Raw genomic sequence first — 18287 nt, forward strand, 5'->3', positions numbered from 1 at the left:
CATTTAAGGATACTATGACTCAATTCACTACAGATACCGCCATCATGCCACAAAGCATTATTTCTGCCCAACAATTGACACAAAAGATACAACTTGCACAAAAAACACTGACGATTTTTGAAAATTTAAATCTGGAGATCCGGGCGGGGGAACAGGTGGCAATTACCGGCCGTTCCGGTTCAGGCAAATCGACCTTATTGGGGATTCTGGCGACCTTGGATCAGGCCAGTGCCGGGCAGTTAACGGTCTGTGGTGAATCAATTCAGGAGCTGAATGAAGAACAGCGTGCGCTGGTGCGGCTGAAATATATTGGTTTTGTATTCCAGTCGTTCCAGTTATTGCCGCATTTAACCGCACTGGAAAATGTCATGCTGCCGCTACGCTTGCAACCGAATTTTAAATTTGCCGAGGCCGAACACAAGGCGCGTAATCTACTGAAAAAAGTCGGACTGGAACGGCAGGCAGAGCAGCCCCCGAAAGTCCTGTCGGGTGGTGAGCAGCAACGGGTGGCGATTGCCCGGGCTTTAATCAGTGAGCCTAAAATCATTTTTGCCGATGAACCGACCGGGAATTTAGACGGCGAAACCGCCAAAGAAATTGAACAGCTGTTATTTCAACTGAACCGTGAACTGGGGACCACCTTGGTGCTGGTGACGCATGATCCGAAACTGGCGCAGCAATGTCAGCGCCATTTTGAACTCAGTCAGGGACAATTGCTGGAACACCCGGCAGGAGGATGAGATGAACCCGTTATTTCGTCCTTTACTGACCCAGAGTTTTAAAAGTACCGGTGTTTATCTGTTACTGATTGCGCTAATTCTGGCAATTAGTGCCACAACCGCGCTGAAATTCAGCAATGAGCAGATTCAAAATGCGGTGGCTTTGCAGGCGGCAGAAATGCTGGCCGGTGATCTGGTGCTGTCTGACAATAAACCGATTGCACCGCGCTGGGAAGCGGCGGCCGATGAGTTAGCGCTAAAGCAGTCGCATGTTACGGTGTTTAGCTCGATGGCACACACCGGCGATGAATTTGTGATGGTGAATGTCAAAGCCATTGATCAGGCCTTTCCGTTACGCGGAGAGCTGCGGGTTGCGCCGCAGCCTGCTGCTGCCATTCAACCGGGCGAGGTCTGGGTCAGCCAGCGCGCGATGGAGCTGCTAAAAATTCAGGTGGGCGATACCTTAAATATTGCCGATGGCGCCTTTCAGGTCACGGCCAGCATCGAGCATGATTCCAATCAGGAACTGGGTTTTAGCGGTTTTTCACCGACGGTGATCATTGCCCAGCAAGATGTGGCGCGTACCAATGCCATTCAGGTTGGCAGTCGGATTAATTACCGCTTGCTGATGGCCGGTACACCCCAGCATACTCGCCAGTTCGAGCAGGATTTTAAACAGTATCAGGAAAGCTTGCCCAAGACCCAGGAAATTGACGGGCAGAATATCAGTGAGCCGGATGGGCTGCGCCTGCGCAATGCCAGTGAAGGCAATACCCGCTTGATGCGTCCAATTGCCAATCTGGATACCTTTTTACAGCTGGCCAATATTCTCACCATTTTACTGTGCGGCATTGCCATTGCCCTGACCAGCCAGCGTTATGTGCAGCAGAATCAGGATCATATTGCTTTAATGCGTTGCATTGGCGCGACCAAGAAGCAGATTCTGGGCGCTTATCTGACCTTGTTGGCGGTGGTGCTGTTACTGGCGATGCTGCTCGGTAGTGCGGTCGGCATTACGCTAGGCTATGGGCTGTTGCAATTAATGTTACAGCTGATTCCGCATTTGCAATTGCAGTTTTCCGCTGTCGAGATGCTGCTGGGGCCACTCCCGATTGCCATGCTGACCAGTGCCGTGGTACTGCTGGGCTTTATTTTGCCAAGTCTGTGGCAGCTGCTAAATACCCCACCAATCAGGGTGATTCGCCAGCAGGAAAAATCAGTCCAGTCGATGCTATGGATGCTGCTGACTGGCACACTCAGCCTGATGCTGTTTAGTGTGGTGTTGACTGAAAATATCGTGCTAACGCTATGGGTCATGGGCGCCATCATCCTGCTGTGTAGCGTACTCTATGCCGTAGTCTGGAGCTTCCTGAAACTGATCCGCAATTTAAAAAGCGGTATCTCGGCCTATGTACGCACGCCGTATCAGACTGCATTTCAGATTACTGCACTGGCGCTGGGCCTTAGTCTGATTACCGTGCTGGCAGTATTACGTACCGATCTGCTGGATCGCTGGCAGCAGCAATTGCCGGAAGGCACGCCGAACCAGTTTGTTTATGGTTTACCACCGTTTGATATGCCAGAGTTTCAGGCGCAGCTTGAACAGCAGGGCTGGCACAGTACGCCGCTGTACCCAAATGTGCGCGGGCGGCTGGTGGCCAAAAACGATCAGCCCTTTGCAGAAGCGCTAATCCAGCACAATAATTCGCTCCGACGTGAATTAAACCTGACCCAGGCCGAGCGCTTTCCGGCCGATAACCTGATTGTGGCCGGGCAGGAACAGTTTAGCCAGATCGGGCAGGTCTCGGTTGAGGCCAATACCGCGCAAGAGCTGGGCATTGAGATTGGCGATACGCTGACCTTTAGTTTGCCGGAAGGCTTGTTGCAGGCCAAAGTCATCAATCTGCGCAGCGTGGAATGGGAAAGTTTTAGTCCGAATTTCTTCTTTATTTTTTCACCGCAGACCATGGATGAAAATGCCGGCAGCTATCTGGGCAGTTTCTATGTGCCAGAGCAGGACCGGCCGGCACTGGTGCAGCTGATCCAGCAGTTTTCCAATACCGTATTTATTGATGTCAGTCTGATTCTGGAAGAGATTAAACGGATTGTGAATGTGTTGGTACAGATTATTACCATTCTGGCAGTGTTGGTGGCCGTGTCTGGGATTCTGGTGCTGATTGCCTGTTTAAACCTGCTGATGGATGAGCGGAAACGTGAGGTGGCCTTGCTGCGTTCTTTTGGTAGTTCCAAGCAGAAATTAAAACGGATGATGAGTCTGGAAATTGGCCTGATTGGCGGGATTGCCGGAGTGGTGGCCTGTCTGTTTGCCGAGGTGATTAGTGCGATTGCCAGTTACCGGATGGAACTGGCAATTCAGCCACACTGGGAAATCTGGCTAATCTTGCCGGTTGTAATGACTTTATTGTGTGCTTTGATTGGTCGTTATCGGCTTAGTTATTTATCGGATATTCCGCCTTTGCAAAGCCTGCGAGAGATGAATCAATAAGCGTCATCTCTGCATTAAAATGATAGGAATGCATTAAAGCTGCAATTGCTGGCGCATCATCTGTAGAATTTCCTGCCACAGCGGGGCAAGGATCTGTACCTGTTGCAGACAGTACTGATAAAACAGCCAGCTGATGATGGCGGCGCCGGTCAGCGCCAGCAGTGAAAACAGCGCTGACTTGTGCAGCTTCTGGCCGGCATACCAAAGCGCTGCCAGGGCTGCGCCCATCACCATGCCGCCAATATGTGCGGCATTGTTAATCCCGCTAATCATAAAGCCCATAAACAGGTTCAGACCCATCACCAGCAATAAGGTTTTTTTATCCAGCAGGAAACGCTGTTTTGGCAGACGTGGCAATAATGATAAAACCGTCAGGGACGCACCCAAACCCATCACTGCACCCGATGCACCAGCGCTCACACTTGGCAGTAAATCCGGGCTGGTCAGGCCATGTGCAAGAATTTCTAAAGAATCCTGAATCTGTAAATAGCCACTGAGCAGGCTGCCCATCAGTCCGGCCAGTAGATACAGGCCTAAAAAATACATCCGGCCAAAAAGCTGTTCGGCCACGCTGCCAAAAATATACAGGGCCCACATATTCAGCATCAGGTGAATCATGCCAAAATGGAAAAACATGCTGCTGAACAGACGCTGCGGCTGTTCGAGAAAGGTCAGGGGAGCATAGTCGGCGCCCCAGAGAATCGCATCCCGGGTGCTGGGCTGGCTGGCATCGACACCGGTCAGGATTTGCCAGGCAAATACACCAATATTGAGGGCAATCAACAGGGCCGTCAGCCACCATAAATGCGTTTCGGGTTTACGGTGAATCAGCGGCGGTGAATATTCAGACATGCTATTTTTATACAATGATGATTTATTTCGTTATAAGCTTAACACGAAAAATTCACGCCTCAGGAGCCCCAAGCTGACATGAAAGCTTTTATTGTCCGTACCTTATTAATTCTTGTCAGTCTGTTTTTATTGATCCAGTTGTGGATTTTCTCGAGTCTGGCCTGGTGGCGAACCCAGCCGGTACAAAGTACCATGATGATGCGCCTGGACTACTGGTCAGATACTTCCCAGCCCATCCGGCATGAATGGCGTGACTATGACCAGATCAGTGAATATCTGAAAAAAGCCGTGGTGGCTGCCGAAGATGGCAAGTTTATGCAGCACCATGGCTTTGACTGGGAAGGTATTCAGCATGCGCTGGAACGCAATAAAGATCAGGGACAGGTGGTGGCTGGCGGTTCGACCATTTCCCAGCAGCTGGCGAAAAACCTGTTTTTATTTAACCAGCGTTCGTTTTTGCGTAAAGGTCAGGAAGCGATTGCCACTTGGATGATGGAACGCATGTGGAGCAAGCAGCGGATTCTGGAAGTGTATTTAAACTCGGTAGAGTTTGGCGACAACATTTACGGTATTGAGGCGGCGACCCAGCATTATTTTGGCAAGTCTTCACGCAGCCTTAGTCGTGAAGAAGCGATTTTTCTGGCTGCGATTTTACCGAATCCAAAATATTATCAGGACAACCGTTCCGGCCGTGGTCTGGAACCACGTAAACGCATGATCCGTAAATACATGCGTTACAGCGAGATTCCTTGAGTTGTAAAATTGAAAAAAAGCCCACAGCAGTGGGCTTTTTTTATGAAATTGTCACAAAATTGAAGCATACTTATGAATAGTGAATACTTGAGAAAAAGTCATAGGGTGCATATGAATACGGCAGCGAGCGCGACCCCTGCGCAAATAGACTATACCTATAATGATCGATACATCAATCGTGAGCTTTCTATCCTCGATTTCCATTTGCGCGTGCTGGAGCAGGCAGTCGATCCTTTGCATCCGTTGCTGGAACGTATGAACTTTTTACTCATCTTTTCACGTAACTTAGATGAGTTTTTTGAAATTCGTGTTGCAGGTGTCATGGAGCAGCTGGATCTGGGTAATGAAAGCCGTAGCCCGGATGGTCTGACTCCGAAACAGGTACTGGAGCAGATTTCCCAAACTGCCCACGCTGCCATTGAGCGCCAATACCGTATTTTAAACCAGGAAATTCTGCCTAAACTGCGTGAAGAAGACATCTGTTTCTTGCGCCGTGGTGAGCTGACGCCAGCCCAATCGGCCTGGGTGAAAAAATATTTCCAGGAACAGGTTGCACCGGTCTTAACCCCAATCAGCCTGGACCCGGCCCATCCATTCCCGCGTCTGGTCAATAAAAGTCTGAACTTTATTGTGACGCTGGAAGGGAAAGACGCTTTCGGCCGTCAGATTGACCTGGCCGTGGTACCAGCGCCGCGTTCCTTGCCACGTGTGGTGCGTTTACCAGATGAACTGACCGGTGGTAAAGAACATCACGTGATGCTGTCTGCGATTATTCATGAGCATGTATCGGACCTGTTCCCGGGCATGACTGCGACTGGCTGTTATCAGTTCCGTGTCACCCGTAATGCTGACTTGGCCTTAAACGAAGATGTCGAAGATCTGGCTAAAGCGCTGAAAGGCGAGCTGAACTCCCGCCGTTTTGGCCGCGCGGTGCGTCTGGAAGTCACCCAGAACTGTCCGCAACCGATTTATGAATATCTACTAAATGAGTTCGATCTGCATGAAGATCAGCTCTATAAAGTGGATGGTCCGGTGAATCTGGCGCGTTTATTGTCTAACTTTAAACGTCCACATTTACGTTATGACTCACATACGCCAGTGATTCCGAAAGTGTTGAAAAAGTCCGAGAATATTTTTTCGGCCATGCAAAAGCAGGATATTCTGCTGCATCATCCGTTTGAATCCTTTGCCCCGGTGATTAACCTGCTGCGTGAAGCGGCGCGTGACCCGCAGGTACTGGCAATTAAACAGACCCTGTACCGTAGTGGTGCCGATTCTGAAATCGTACAAGTCTTAGCGGAAGCGGCGCGTAATGGTAAAGAAGTGACCGCGGTCATTGAGCTGCGTGCGCGTTTTGATGAAGAATCCAACATTGCTGTGGCCAACGTGCTGCAAGAGGCCGGCGCGGTGGTGGTCTATGGCATTGTCGGTTATAAAACCCATGCCAAAATGATTCTGGTGGTGCGCCGTGAAAACAACAAGCTGGTGCGTTATGTGCATTTGGGCACCGGTAACTATCATGCCGGTAATGCGCGGATTTATACCGACTACGGCTTGCTGACTACAGACAAGGAACTCTGTGAAGATGTACACCGCATTTTCCAGGAACTGACCGGCATGGGCAAAATGGCCAAGCTGAAAAAGCTGCTGCATGCGCCGTTTACTTTGCATACCCAGCTGATCAACTTTATTGATGATGAAATTGCCAATGCCAAAGCTGGTAAACCAGCACAAATTATTGTGAAGGTGAATGCCTTAACCGAAATGCAGCTGATCAATAAACTGTATGAAGCTTCCCAGGCTGGCGTGCAGATTGACCTGATTATCCGTTCGATTTGCTGCCTGCGTCCGGGCTTGCCGGGGCTGTCGGAAAATATCCGGGTACGTTCCATTGTCGGCCGATTCCTGGAACATACCCGCGTGTATTACTTCAGCAATAATGGTGATGCGCGTATTTACTGTTCAAGTGCTGACTGGATGGACCGTAACCTGTTTAACCGGGTTGAAGCCTGCTTCCCGATTGAAGATCCGGCACTGAAAAAACGTATTTATCAGCAAGGTCTGCAAATTTATCTGCAAGATAACCAGCAGGCGTGGCTACTGCAGGGAGATGGTACCTGGATTCGTGCGCAGGCCGCAGAAGGTGAGCCGGCTTCCAATGCACAGCGCACCCTGATCGAGATGATTCAGTAAGCGAGGCAAGCCTGACATTTAAAGAATGTCAGGCTTTTATCCGCTAAAAAAATAAGGAGCTGATGCTCCTTATTTTTATGGGTATTGAAGAACTTAGCTGTGCGAGATTTTTTGCAGAATCTGCAATAACACATCAAATTCGCTTTGCAGCGGAGTACTCTTACGCGTTACTAAGGCCAAGGTACGGGTAGGCGCCGCGTCAATCTGTTTTACCACCAGCTCTGAATTGGCCTGAATCATATTGGTATGAATGGCAATTTCAGGCAGTAAGGTAAAGCCGAGGTTGGCTGATACCATTTCCACCAGGGTTGGTAGCGAGCTGGCTTTTAAACGATGATCATTTTTACGCTCGCCAATCGGGCAGGCACTTAAGGCATGATCACGCAAACAGTGGCCTTCTTCCAGCAGCATCAGGCGAGACAGGTCCAGATCTTCTAAAGATTTGGCCTGAGCCGAGTGTGCATCGGATTTATGGTGGACCAGTACCAGATTTTCTTTGGCAATTTCGGCAACTTTCAGACTGCGGGTATCAAACGGCAGCGCCAGTAACACCATATCCAGGTTACCATGTTCCAGTTTTTCTACAATTTTTTCACTTTGTGCTTCATGCAGGTGTAACTGGATTTTTGGCAGTTGCTTATGCACTTCATCTAACAGCTGCGACAAAATGAACGGTGCAATGGTTGGAATCACACCTAAATGCAGGTCGCCGGTTAAGGGCTCGCTCATTTCACGGCTTAGGCGCATCAAGTCCTGCGCATCGGCCAATAGAACACGCGCTCGGGCTACAACTTGTTCACCGAGAGGAGTCAAACGTACATTCTGGCGATCGCGTTCAACCAATACGCCACCCAATAAGCGCTCTAACTCCATGATCCCGCCCGACAATGTCGATTGAGTCACGAATGAACGGCGCGCCGCTTCTGTAAAATGCAACGTTTCAGACAGTGTAACGAGGTATGACAGCTGTCTTAAGGATGGTAATGCAGCCATAGTGTCCTAATGCTTATAATTTAAAGTGATGAGCAAATAATTCGCTAAGATATGGAATGAAATGCGGAGGGATATCATGCCCCATTCCTTCAATTAATTCAAATTTAGCGTCAGGTATTGCTTTCGCAACAGCCTTACCATGTGCAGGTGGAAGTAAGCGGTCACGAGAACCATGAACAACCAGCGTGGGCTGTTGGATCTGCTTGTCCAGACTGCGCAATGAGCCTGTACATAATATTGCTAAAAACTGCTGAAGTACACCCGCTGGATGGTAACTTCGCTGATATAATTTACGGGCGGTCTGTACCGCTTCCATTTCATTCAGATAACCCGGCGAACCAATCACTTTAAACAGTTTCAGGCTGTGGTTAATAATACCTTCTTCATCATTGGATGCCGGCTTGCCCACTAAGCTGAACAGCTGTTTCGGGAAAGGTGGCGGTAGGAAAGGCTGGTTGTTGCTGGTAAACAATAGTGCCAGTTTTCTGACCTTGTCCGGATAGCGGGCCGCCAGAATCTGTGCAATCATGCCGCCCATTGAAGCGCCAATCACATCAACCTGTTCCAGCTCCAGTTTATCAATCAGCAGGGCCACATCATCGGCCATATCATACAGGTTATAAGGCGCCCCCTGATTTTCTAAACCCAAGGCAAAACGGCCCATCAGTTTTAGGGTATTCAGGCGCTCGCCCTGATGGCGTACTTTAGAGGACAGGCCAATATCGCGGTTATCAAAACGGATGACCCGAAAGCCTTGGTCAATGAGTGACTTGCAGAAAAAGTCTGGCCAATACAGCAGCTGTGCGCCCAATCCCATGACCAGTAAAATGGTCGGATTGCCAATTTCGCCGCCCATTTCGACATGCAATTCAATGCCATTGCCCAAGTCGACTTTGGTTTCGTGCATAAAACTGCTGTAAGGTGAAACATTTAACCGCAAACTATTCATTCTTATATTCCTTTCTTCAAGGTGAGCGCGCACCCCTGATGGATTAAAGCGCTAAACTGCCGCTGGAATCAAGTCAGGAACAAGTTGACTTAAAGCCAGGCGCTGTTTGCCGGCTGTTGGCCCGAGCAGCACAAAGCCGCGTAAGGTGGCAGTGCTGTCAAAGGCTTTGGCAATCATGCCATCGTCCAGTTCTTCATTTTGCCAGGTCACTTCCACATCTACCGGGGCAGGTAACACCGTTAATGGTGCCGCCGGGGTTTTCACTGCAACCGGCATAGCCGGGTAGTGTACTTGTGTGGTTTCACCATTTAAGGTTTTGGCCAGGGCACGTGCCTGCTGCATGATTGGCATGACATACGGCAATAAAGTCCCGTTGACTTCAGCGCAGTCGCCCACTGCATAAATATCAGCCAGGTTGGTTTCCAGTAAGCCATTGGTGAGCACGCCGCGACTGGTATGAATGCCGGCTTCTTTGGCTAAAGTGATATTCGGCTGTAAACCGACGGCGGACAGTACCACATCAGCGCTCAGGCTACGGCCATCGGCCAGTGTCACCAGATAATCACCCTTATCCAGTTTCGATACTTTATCGACCGTGGTGCCCAAGACAAAATGAATCCCAGTTTCTTCCAGGTTCTGTTTAAATGCAGTGGCAATAAATTCAGGCAATAAACGGCCCAGCGGTTGAGGTGCCAGATCAATCACCGTGACTTGATGCTCGGTATTTTGCAGGTCATTGGCAAATTCACAGCCAATCAGGCCCGCGCCTAAAATCACCACACGTTTGTCCTGACGCGCTGCCAGCTGTTCGCGGAAGGCTTTATAGTCATTTAAATTATTGACCACGTGAATATCATCACTGCCATCGCCAGAAATGGCCAGACGAATCGGGTTGGCACCGACTGCCAGTACCAGTTTGGCATAGGCTTGCTGGCTTTCGACGCCATCTTTCTCTAAAGTCAGCAGATGCTGCTCGGCATCAATGGCTTTGACCCAGGTATGCACTTCAATACGCATATTCAGCTGTGCCCCCATTTTTGCGGCATCCCCCAGCGCAATCTGTTCGGGTGCTTTTTTGCCGGCCAGGGCATTGGAGAGGGTAGGTTTTGCATAGTTGATTGCATCATCTGCGCAAATCATGACCAGTTCCTGCTCAGGGTTCAGTTTGCGAAATTCACGGGCGACTGTATAGCCAGCCATACCAGAACCAATGATGACAATCGGATGCATTATTTTCTCCATAAAAGGTTGAGCATAAGTTTCAAGACATAAAAAAAGACCATGCAGTTATGGTCTTCGAGGCGTACTTAGATTTCGACCATCTCAAAATCGACTTTAGATACGCCACAGTCCGGGCAGGTCCAGTCATCTGGAATATCTTCCCATTTGGTGCCCGCGACGATGCCATCTTGCGGCCAGCCTTCTGCCTCGTCATAAATCCATCCACAAACGATGCATTGATACTTTTTCATTTGACTCTCCAAAAGCCGATCTTCAATAAACCTGACCGGCAAAAAATTCCCTAACCAGCATGACTCAGTTGATATGATTTTAACACTTCATATTCGCTTAAATTTTTACGCAGTTATGAGGTTAAAGTAAAGTAAATATCGGAGTCTAATGCTTCATTTCTAAAGCTGAATGGCTAAGAAGGACAAAATTTATCTTTAAAATCTCAAATATTGCATAGTGTCGGACAATATGCACACTAAAAACCAGCGCAAATCTTTTCAAAATATATGAGAGATCATCTAAATTTCGACTAAAGTCGGACAGCTATTTTTGCTTAAATAGGCTATTCTATAATTAGGATAATCTATATTGGTTATTTAGTATAAAAATACCAATAATAAAAACAATGATTTACTAATTTTAATCGGGTTTTATTTAAACCTGAAGGGCGGACTTTGGCTGGTCTTCGCGGTCAAGACGCTGTAAAATTCACCTATTCTTTTTAATCTCTCTCCGATCTCCTTATGAGCAAGCTGTCTACAACGTTGTGGTCTCACATTCGTACTGTCCAAAACTTTCCTAAAGCCGGTATTTGTTTTTATGACTTGACCCCTTTATTCATGAAAAATATTGGTCCGTTGACAGATGCTTTAATTGAAAGTATTCCTGCAGAAAAACTGGCTGAAGTAGACAGCTTTATTGCGGTAGAAGCACGTGGTTTTGTGCTGGCCAGCCTGTTGGCACAGCGTACTGGCAAGGGCTTATTGCTGGTGCGTAAAGCCGGTAAATTACCACCACCGGTAGTGGGTGTGGGTTATAGCCTGGAATACGGTCTGGACCGTCTGGAAATGGCGGCAGATGTCACCGGTCAGAAAGTTATTATTGTGGATGATGTATTAGCGACTGGCGGTACCTTAAAAGCAGTGAAACAACTGGCAGAAAAATGTCAGCATGAAATTCTGGGTGCGAGCATTTTCCTGGATTTACCAGATTTACACGCAGATTTGGGTCTGAACATCTGGTCGGTACTGGATGAACGCTCTAAGCCGGTGGAAGCAGTTGCTTAAGTCTGAGCACTACCCTGTGAAACATAGAAAGCCTTGCCGAGTGCAAGGCTTTTTTATTTGTGCAGTGATTGCTGTTCCAGTTGCCAGATTAAAGGATTGATATTTTCCGGACACACCAGTCGATGATGACCGCCTTTAAAAGCATGAATTGGCATGTAATTTTCCAGCTGGGTTTGTACCCAGTGCATGTCCAGCTGTTCATCGCCGAGTTCCAGATAGGCCAGCTGCGGAATATCATGGTCCAGTTCCTGTTCGGAAATCTGCGGATAGTCCGGTCGGAAGTCGGGCTGTAAACTCGGATTAGCAATGACGCAGGGAATACCATGCAGCGCCGACATCTTTAAGGCCCAATAGCCGCCGAGGCTATGTCCGACAATAATTTCAGGCTGGATTTTAACAATAATATCGTTATAGAAACTGGCCACCGTCTGGTAGTTCAGATTGCGATAATCCACGGTAATACAGTATTTTTTATCTGCGCAGATGGCATGAAACTTACTCGATTCACGTGAGGAATCCAGCCCATGCAGAAATAGGATTTTCGAGGTGCATCTATTCATTGTTTTCATTCACACTCAAGCGTCTATTGAATAGTTGAAAAGTTCCCTTTTCAATTAATTTCTCCTGCTCATTGTAAGAGTGGTGATGCAAGAAAGAAGTTAGCTATTGGTCTAACAGTTCAGCAAAAGGCGAGGTGCTGTTTAGCAGAGGTTTGGAAAATGAAAAAAATGGCTTAGGATTCAGCAGAGCATACGAAAAGCCAAATAAATCTGCTATGCTATTGCACTTCATTTTTTAGTAATTTTCGAGGCAGAGATGACGCAACCAAACGCTCAGTCGACTTCTGAACCCACTATTTCCGAAAACGATTTAATTGCACAGCGTCATGCCAAGTTAAAGCAAATCCAAGAAAAGGCTCAGGAAAGCAACAGTAGCCCATGGCCAAACACCTTCAAGCGTGAACATTACGCGCAAGATTTACAAGAACAGTTTGCCGACAAATCTAAAGAAGAAATTGAAGGCGGCGACAAGGTGTATGTGTCGGTGGCTGGCCGTGTCATGCTCAACCGTGGTTCATTTATCGTAATTCAGGACATGACGGGTCGTATCCAGCTGTATGTGGCCCGTAAAGAACTTAGCCCTGAAACCTTGGAAACCATTAAAGGTTTAGACCTGGGCGATATTATTGCCGTTAAAGGTTATATCGGCCGTTCAGGCAAAGGCGATTTATATGTGCATATCGAGCATTTTGAATTGCTGACCAAATCGCTGCGTCCATTACCAGACAAGTTTCACGGCCTGACCGATACTGAAGTGAAGTATCGTAAGCGTTATCTGGACCTGATTGTAAACGAAGAAACCCGTAAGACTTTTGAAATTCGTGCCAAAGTGGTATCGGGCATCCGTGCGTTTTTAACTGAAAAGCGTTTCATGGAAGTTGAAACCCCAATGATGCACGTGATTCCTGGTGGTGCATCGGCGCGTCCATTTGAAACCCATCATAATGCACTGGATATGCCATTATTCCTGCGTATTGCGCCAGAACTTTATTTAAAACGTCTGGTGGTGGGTGGTTTTGAACGCGTATTCGAAATTAACCGTAACTTCCGTAACGAAGGTGTATCGACCCGTCATAACCCGGAATTCACCATGATTGAATTCTATCAGGCTTATGCAGACTACAAAGATTTGATGGAACTGACCGAGCAGATGCTGGAGAAACTGGCCATCGACATCTTGGGTTCGACCGATGTGCCGTATGGCGATGAAGTGTATAGCTTCAAAGGTCCGTTCAAGAAAATCTCGATGTTTGATGCGATTCTTGAGCACAACCCGCAATTCACCCCTGAAAACGTGAATGACCGTGAATTTCTGGCCAACTTCGTACAAAACGAATTGAAAGAGCAGGTAAAACCAGGATTTGGTTTAGGCAAGCTGCAAACCATCGTGTTTGAAGAAACAGTTGAAACTCAACTGCGTCAGCCAACCTTCATTACTGAATACCCAGCAGAAACCTCACCGCTGGCTCGCCGTAATGATGAAAACCCGCACATCACTGACCGTTTTGAATTCTTCATTGGTGGTCGTGAGCTGGCAAACGGCTTCTCAGAGTTAAATGATCCAATTGATCAGGCGGAGCGTTTCCAGGCACAGGTAGCTGAGAAAGATGCTGGTGATGATGAAGCGATGCACTATGATGCAGACTTCGTTGAAGCACTGGAATATGGCTTGCCACCTACAGCAGGTGAAGGGATCGGGATTGACCGTCTGGTGATGTTGTTCGCCAATGCACCAAGTATCCGTGATGTGATTTTGTTCCCGCATATGCGTCACAAGAACTAAAATCTGCTACATCAAATAACCCGCGAATCTCGCGGGTTATTTTTTTGTTTGAGTATCATCAAGCTATACGTAAAGCACAGATCAGAAGAATCGCTTAGATTAAACTGGTCTGAATACGCACTTTCATGTTCAGGCTTTGCTGCACAATAAACGATTTCATCCACTGCACCTGTTCACCCATTGGATTGGTTTTGACTGCGGTGTCGAGGAAGGCCAGTTCCGGACGCTGGAATAGTTGCTGTTCAATGGCCTGTTCCAGCTGGCTTGAGGTGGAGGCCAGTGGCATGCTGACCAGATAAAAGGCTTTTGGATAGTTATAAAAGGCATACATCAGGTTAAAGGCTTTCTGGTCACCTTTTAAATTGCCGGCACCAATTTCATAACCGCGATCCTGATTACTGTGGGTCAGGCCAATCAAAAACTCGATGTTATGGTCCGAAAGTCGTAGACCAAATTGCAGCCCGATCTGATCGGCACTGAACTCGTGCTGGACAAAGGTATTTAGTGCAGAACCATCTTCATCAAACGCTTCTTGCAACACCAGCATGTGCTGCTGATGCTGATACAGAAAGCCGGCAAGCTGCGCCTGTTCCAGCTGGGCTTTTAAGGTGGCTAAATCGTAATGACTATAAGGCATGGGAGCAATCAGAAAAAATTAAAATTTGTTTTATTTTAGGTGTTTCACTTGGAAAATGAAGCGATCTATTAGAGCTTTTAACAATAACTCAATAGATAGAGGTGAGCATAAAAACGGCGACTGGAAAATAGTGATCAGGCTAAAAATAAGCGATGCTGTGCAGGGTATGAGTAAACTTTGATAGCAATATCAGTAATCCTGTATATGACGTTTTTGCATATTAATATAATAAAACAAGCAATAGTACAGATAACTAAATCTCTATAATGAATATAAATTTTATAAAGTGTAATAAGTACACGTTGATTTAAGCTGGTGTTGTCCATGTCATTAAATGAGGAAAGACTTACTCATCTGAAACAGCTTGAAGCTGAGAGTATTCATATCATCCGTGAAGTTGCTGCCGAGTTTGAAAATCCGGTTATGCTGTACTCGATTGGTAAAGATTCTGCGGTGATGCTGCATCTTGCCTTGAAAGCCTTCTATCCTGCAAAACTTCCATTCCCTCTGTTACATGTTGATACAGGCTGGAAATTCAAAGATATGATTGAATTCCGCGACAACATGGCCAAAAAACATGGTTTTGATCTGATTGTGCATCAGAACCAGGAAGGCCGTGACGCCGGAATCAATCCATTTGATCATGGTAGCTCGAAATACACCGACATCATGAAAACCCAGGGGCTGAAACAGGCGCTGGATAAATACGGTTTTGATGCTGCATTTGGTGGTGCGCGCCGTGACGAAGAAAAATCACGTGCCAAAGAACGTGTCTATTCTTTCCGTGATTCCAAACACCGTTGGGACCCGAAAAACCAGCGTCCAGAACTGTGGAACCTTTATAACGGTAAGGTCAACAAAGGCGAAAGCATTCGTGTATTTCCATTGTCGAACTGGACCGAGCTGGACATCTGGCAATATATTTATCTCGAGCAGATTCCAATTGTTCCGTTGTACTTTGCTGCTGAACGTCCAGTGGTAGAACGTAGCGGCACACTCATTATGGTTGATGATGAGCGTATGCGTTTACATGAAGGCGAAGTACCACAAATGAAATCGGTACGTTTCCGTACACTTGGCTGTTACCCACTGACCGGTGCAGTTGAGTCAGGCGCAGATACCTTGCCTGAAATTATTCAGGAAATGTTGCTGGCCACCAGCTCGGAACGTCAGGGTCGTATGATTGACCATGATGAAGCCGGCTCGATGGAGAAGAAGAAGCAAGAGGGCTACTTCTAATTTCTCCCCACCTCTCTTTAGACAAGAGAGGAAATTCCCTCTTGGTAAAAGGGGAATACAGGGAGATTAAACCGGTTTCTAAAGAATTTGTGGAGTTTGAGCAATGTCTCATCAATCAGAACTCATTAGCCAAGATATTTTGGCCTATTTAAAACAGCACGAAAATAAAGACTTATTGCGTTTCCTGACCTGCGGTAACGTCGATGATGGTAAATCGACCTTAATTGGTCGTCTGCTTTATGATTCAAAACTGATTTATGAAGATCAGTTGCAAGCGGTAACCCGTGACTCGAAAAAAGTCGGGACGACAGGGGATGCACCTGACCTAGCTTTACTGGTCGATGGCCTGCAGGCAGAACGTGAGCAGGGTATTACCATTGATGTGGCGTATCGCTATTTCTCGACTGAAAAGCGTAAGTTCATCATTGCCGATACCCCGGGACATGAACAATATACCCGTAACATGGCCACTGGTGCATCAACTGCGGATCTGGCGATTATTTTAATTGATGCACGTTATGGCGTGCAGACCCAAACCCGTCGTCATACCTTTATTGCCAGCCTGCTGGGTATTAAGAACATTATTGTTGCCATCAACAAAATGGACCTGGTGGAATTCTCTGAAGCGCGCTTCAATGAAATTCAGGCGCAATATAACGAGTTCGTGAACCAGCTTGGTGACCGTAAACCGGCCAATATCATTTTCACGCCAATTTCTGCCCTGAATGGCGATAACGTGGTGAACAAGTCGGCCAATACTCCGTGGTACAGCGGCGAAACTTTGATGGAAACGCTGGAAAACGTGGAAATTAGCCGGACTTCAGGTAAAAACGAATTCCGCTTCCCGGTGCAATATGTCAACCGTCCAAACCTCGACTTCCGTGGTTTTGCTGGCACCATTGCTTCGGGCGACATCCGTGTGGGTGATGAAATTGTCGCTTTACCATCAGGCAAACGTTCTACCGTCAAAGACATTGTAACTTTTGATGGCAATTTGGAACGTGCTTTTGTCGGTCAGGCGGTTACCCTTACCCTGAATGACGAAATTGATATTTCACGCGGTAACCTGCTGGTCAAAGCGGGCGATCAACCGGAAATTTCACGTTCTGCACGCGCAACTGTGGTGTGGATGAATGATCAGCCACTGGTCAAAGGCAAGCTGTACAACATTAAGCTCGGTACACAAACTGTTCCTGCCAAAATTGCTGAAATTAACTATCGTGTAAACGTGAATACGCTGGAAAAAACCCAGGTAGAGCAGCTGGAACTGAACGCGATTGCTGATGTTCAGATCGAGTTTGATGCGCCAGTGGTATTTGACCGTTATCAGGACAGCCGTTATACCGGCTCGTTTATTTTCATTGACCGTTTAAGCAACGTGACCGTTGGTGCGGGCATGGTGGAAGCAGCGGTAGAATGGACTGCGCATGATGAACCTGTGACTGCGGAAGACCGTGCTGCCCGTTTAGGTCAAAAACCTGCTGCGGTGACTGTAACAGCACAAGCACTGGAAAATGCACAAGCGCTGGAAAGTCTGTTGATTCAGCAAGGTGTAGTTGCAATTGCAAAAGCGGGTCTGAATGCTGCTCAAGTGGCATTACTTCGTGAAACTGGTGTTGTGGTGGTCACCGATGTTGCTGAAGGCACTGACGTAAGCTATGGCACCGAAGCCGTTGAAGAACTGGCTGAGAAAATTGTGGAGCTGGTTCGTCTATAAGACTGGACTGGTTTAAAAACCCGTCTGATTGGCGGGTTTTTTATTGCCTAAATTTTGATTGCATGAGAATCATTCGATTGGTCAAAATGTGATCTTTCAATTTACCGGTCAATTAATACAATGCTCCCTAGATTTAGGGGATATATGAAAAAATTAATTTTGCTGGCTGGCTTGTGTGTGGCTTTTGGAGCTGAAGCTAAACAGAGTAGCCAAAGCGTTGACGCAATCAAGCAGAAAATAATCCAGCAGTCGATTGAGAATTATCCGGGAAATTGTCCGTGTCCTTACAATACTGCAAGTAATGGTAGTCGTTGTGGTAAGCGTAGTGTTTATAATCGTGTAGGCGGATATGCGCCGCTATGTTATCCGGAAGATGTGAGTGATCGAATGGTAAAGGAATATAAAGGGCGTAGTTAATTAAAGGCTCCGTATTTTAACCCGGATCCTGCTTAAGCCGATGATTCCTTAATTTGAATTGTTGGCTTATTTTGATGGGTTAATTGATATGCACATAGTGAGGCGTAAATTCCACTCAGAAATCCATGAAGACTACGTGCTTTACTCGTCACTAAATTGTATTGCCCCTTCAATAAACTGAATAATGTTTCTATCTTATTGCGTTGTCTTAGGTGATATTCATCTGATGCACAGAGTTGAATAGCCCGCATATTCTTTCGATGATAAGTAATCAAATCAATACCTTGATCTTTCAATCTGATTTTTAATTCTTGGCTGATGTAACCTCGATCCCCGTAAAGTTTTGCTTCTATACCAGCAACCAATTGCTCAACCATTTTTATGTCAGCAACATGTCCATTCGATAAAGCAGAACAGGCAATTTCACCAAATTGATTCATCGCAATATGT

General features: G+C 47.0%; 16 protein-coding genes and 1 pseudogene. 9 read left to right on the plus strand and 8 right to left on the minus strand.

Annotation, left to right across the window (positions count from 1 at the left end; all coding sequences use genetic code 11):
- Positions 1-14 precede the first annotated feature (14 nt).
- Together FTU55_RS08285 and FTU55_RS08290 are read left to right on the plus strand one after the other, a co-directional pair.
- The gene (locus FTU55_RS08285) at positions 15-740 is read left to right on the plus strand and encodes an ABC transporter ATP-binding protein (RefSeq protein WP_180046767.1); all 726 of its coding nucleotides are present in this window, start codon (positions 15-17) and stop codon (positions 738-740) included.
- A gap of 1 nt (position 741) precedes the next feature.
- Positions 742-3225, plus strand: coding sequence for an ABC transporter permease (locus FTU55_RS08290; RefSeq protein WP_180046769.1), 2484 nt, complete (start codon positions 742-744; stop codon positions 3223-3225).
- A gap of 33 nt (positions 3226-3258) precedes the next feature.
- Here the strand turns inward: FTU55_RS08290 and FTU55_RS08295 are convergent, their stop codons facing one another.
- Entirely contained in the window at positions 3259-4077 is an 819-nt protein-coding gene (locus tag FTU55_RS08295) for a rhomboid family intramembrane serine protease (protein ID WP_104491519.1), read from the minus strand.
- Between the two features lie 78 nt (positions 4078-4155).
- On the opposite strand from FTU55_RS08295, the gene mtgA reads away from it, so the two are divergent.
- Positions 4156-4830 carry a monofunctional biosynthetic peptidoglycan transglycosylase gene (gene mtgA / locus FTU55_RS08300; RefSeq protein ID WP_045796058.1) on the plus strand — a complete coding sequence of 225 codons (675 nt, stop codon included), beginning with the start codon at positions 4156-4158 and terminating at the stop codon, positions 4828-4830.
- A 111-nt stretch (positions 4831-4941) separates the two neighbouring features.
- A complete protein-coding gene (gene ppk1, locus FTU55_RS08305; RefSeq protein ID WP_005179379.1) occupies positions 4942-7023 on the plus strand; it encodes a polyphosphate kinase 1 in 2082 nt (693 codons plus the stop codon).
- Positions 7024-7116: 93 nt separating this feature from the next.
- Here the strand turns inward: ppk1 and oxyR are convergent, their stop codons facing one another.
- From oxyR to rubA, 4 genes are all read right to left on the minus strand, one after another.
- On the minus strand, positions 7117-8016 hold the full coding sequence (oxyR, locus tag FTU55_RS08310; RefSeq protein WP_005179377.1) for a LysR family transcriptional regulator OxyR: 900 nt from the start codon (positions 8014-8016) through the stop codon (positions 7117-7119).
- A 13-nt stretch (positions 8017-8029) separates the two neighbouring features.
- A complete protein-coding gene (locus FTU55_RS08315; protein ID WP_045796061.1) occupies positions 8030-8965 on the minus strand; it encodes an alpha/beta fold hydrolase in 936 nt (311 codons plus the stop codon).
- Between the two features lie 51 nt (positions 8966-9016).
- Positions 9017-10195: an NAD(P)/FAD-dependent oxidoreductase gene (locus FTU55_RS08320; protein ID WP_180046771.1), complete on the minus strand. Its 1179-nt coding sequence runs from the start codon at positions 10193-10195 to the stop codon at positions 9017-9019.
- A gap of 77 nt (positions 10196-10272) precedes the next feature.
- On the minus strand, positions 10273-10437 hold the full coding sequence (rubA, locus tag FTU55_RS08325) for a rubredoxin RubA (RefSeq protein WP_005179369.1): 165 nt from the start codon (positions 10435-10437) through the stop codon (positions 10273-10275).
- Between the two features lie 504 nt (positions 10438-10941).
- Here rubA and FTU55_RS08330 point away from each other — a divergent pair.
- Positions 10942-11484: an adenine phosphoribosyltransferase gene (locus FTU55_RS08330; RefSeq protein ID WP_005179368.1), complete on the plus strand. Its 543-nt coding sequence runs from the start codon at positions 10942-10944 to the stop codon at positions 11482-11484.
- Positions 11485-11537: 53 nt separating this feature from the next.
- Here FTU55_RS08330 and FTU55_RS08335 read toward each other — a convergent pair whose 3' ends face one another.
- Positions 11538-12044 (minus strand): YqiA/YcfP family alpha/beta fold hydrolase, encoded by a 507-nt coding sequence (locus tag FTU55_RS08335; protein ID WP_034598188.1) that lies wholly within the window; start codon positions 12042-12044, stop codon positions 11538-11540.
- 256 nt (positions 12045-12300) lie between these two features.
- On the opposite strand from FTU55_RS08335, the gene lysS reads away from it, so the two are divergent.
- Entirely contained in the window at positions 12301-13827 is a 1527-nt protein-coding gene (gene lysS / locus FTU55_RS08340; RefSeq protein ID WP_005179355.1) for a lysine--tRNA ligase, read from the plus strand.
- Positions 13828-13921: 94 nt separating this feature from the next.
- Here the strand turns inward: lysS and FTU55_RS08345 are convergent, their stop codons facing one another.
- Positions 13922-14464 carry a hypothetical protein gene (locus FTU55_RS08345; protein ID WP_016659284.1) on the minus strand — a complete coding sequence of 181 codons (543 nt, stop codon included), beginning with the start codon at positions 14462-14464 and terminating at the stop codon, positions 13922-13924.
- Positions 14465-14788: 324 nt separating this feature from the next.
- Between FTU55_RS08345 and cysD the strand changes: the two genes are divergently transcribed.
- The 3 genes from cysD (at position 14789) to FTU55_RS08360 (ending at position 17837) form a co-directional block, all read left to right on the plus strand.
- The gene (gene cysD / locus FTU55_RS08350; RefSeq protein WP_005179347.1) at positions 14789-15703 is read left to right on the plus strand and encodes a sulfate adenylyltransferase subunit CysD; all 915 of its coding nucleotides are present in this window, start codon (positions 14789-14791) and stop codon (positions 15701-15703) included.
- 103 nt (positions 15704-15806) lie between these two features.
- A complete protein-coding gene (gene cysN, locus FTU55_RS08355) occupies positions 15807-17420 on the plus strand; it encodes a sulfate adenylyltransferase subunit CysN (protein WP_127800567.1) in 1614 nt (537 codons plus the stop codon).
- Between the two features lie 144 nt (positions 17421-17564).
- The gene (locus FTU55_RS08360) at positions 17565-17837 is read left to right on the plus strand and encodes a hypothetical protein (protein ID WP_180046773.1); all 273 of its coding nucleotides are present in this window, start codon (positions 17565-17567) and stop codon (positions 17835-17837) included.
- A gap of 32 nt (positions 17838-17869) precedes the next feature.
- Here the strand turns inward: FTU55_RS08360 and FTU55_RS08365 are convergent.
- Positions 17870-18287: pseudogene (locus FTU55_RS08365) on the minus strand (IS982-like element ISAcsp2 family transposase); the annotation flags it as partial.

This window comes from Acinetobacter sp. YH12117 (assembly GCF_013418865.1).
In the GTDB taxonomy this organism is placed as follows: domain Bacteria; phylum Pseudomonadota; class Gammaproteobacteria; order Pseudomonadales; family Moraxellaceae; genus Acinetobacter; species Acinetobacter indicus.

Coding starts and splice junctions, on each gene's coding strand:
- FTU55_RS08285 (WP_180046767.1), top strand. CDS start 15: ATGACTCAATTCACTACAGATACCGCCATCATGCCACAAAGCATTATT.
- FTU55_RS08290 (WP_180046769.1), top strand. CDS start 742: ATGAACCCGTTATTTCGTCCTTTACTGACCCAGAGTTTTAAAAGTACC.
- FTU55_RS08295 (WP_104491519.1), bottom strand. CDS start 4,077: ATGTCTGAATATTCACCGCCGCTGATTCACCGTAAACCCGAAACGCAT.
- mtgA (WP_045796058.1), top strand. CDS start 4,156: ATGAAAGCTTTTATTGTCCGTACCTTATTAATTCTTGTCAGTCTGTTT.
- ppk1 (WP_005179379.1), top strand. CDS start 4,942: ATGAATACGGCAGCGAGCGCGACCCCTGCGCAAATAGACTATACCTAT.
- oxyR (WP_005179377.1), bottom strand. CDS start 8,016: ATGGCTGCATTACCATCCTTAAGACAGCTGTCATACCTCGTTACACTG.
- FTU55_RS08315 (WP_045796061.1), bottom strand. CDS start 8,965: ATGAATAGTTTGCGGTTAAATGTTTCACCTTACAGCAGTTTTATGCAC.
- FTU55_RS08320 (WP_180046771.1), bottom strand. CDS start 10,195: ATGCATCCGATTGTCATCATTGGTTCTGGTATGGCTGGCTATACAGTC.
- rubA (WP_005179369.1), bottom strand. CDS start 10,437: ATGAAAAAGTATCAATGCATCGTTTGTGGATGGATTTATGACGAGGCA.
- FTU55_RS08330 (WP_005179368.1), top strand. CDS start 10,942: ATGAGCAAGCTGTCTACAACGTTGTGGTCTCACATTCGTACTGTCCAA.
- FTU55_RS08335 (WP_034598188.1), bottom strand. CDS start 12,044: ATGAATAGATGCACCTCGAAAATCCTATTTCTGCATGGGCTGGATTCC.
- lysS (WP_005179355.1), top strand. CDS start 12,301: ATGACGCAACCAAACGCTCAGTCGACTTCTGAACCCACTATTTCCGAA.
- FTU55_RS08345 (WP_016659284.1), bottom strand. CDS start 14,464: ATGCCTTATAGTCATTACGATTTAGCCACCTTAAAAGCCCAGCTGGAA.
- cysD (WP_005179347.1), top strand. CDS start 14,789: ATGTCATTAAATGAGGAAAGACTTACTCATCTGAAACAGCTTGAAGCT.
- cysN (WP_127800567.1), top strand. CDS start 15,807: ATGTCTCATCAATCAGAACTCATTAGCCAAGATATTTTGGCCTATTTA.
- FTU55_RS08360 (WP_180046773.1), top strand. CDS start 17,565: ATGAAAAAATTAATTTTGCTGGCTGGCTTGTGTGTGGCTTTTGGAGCT.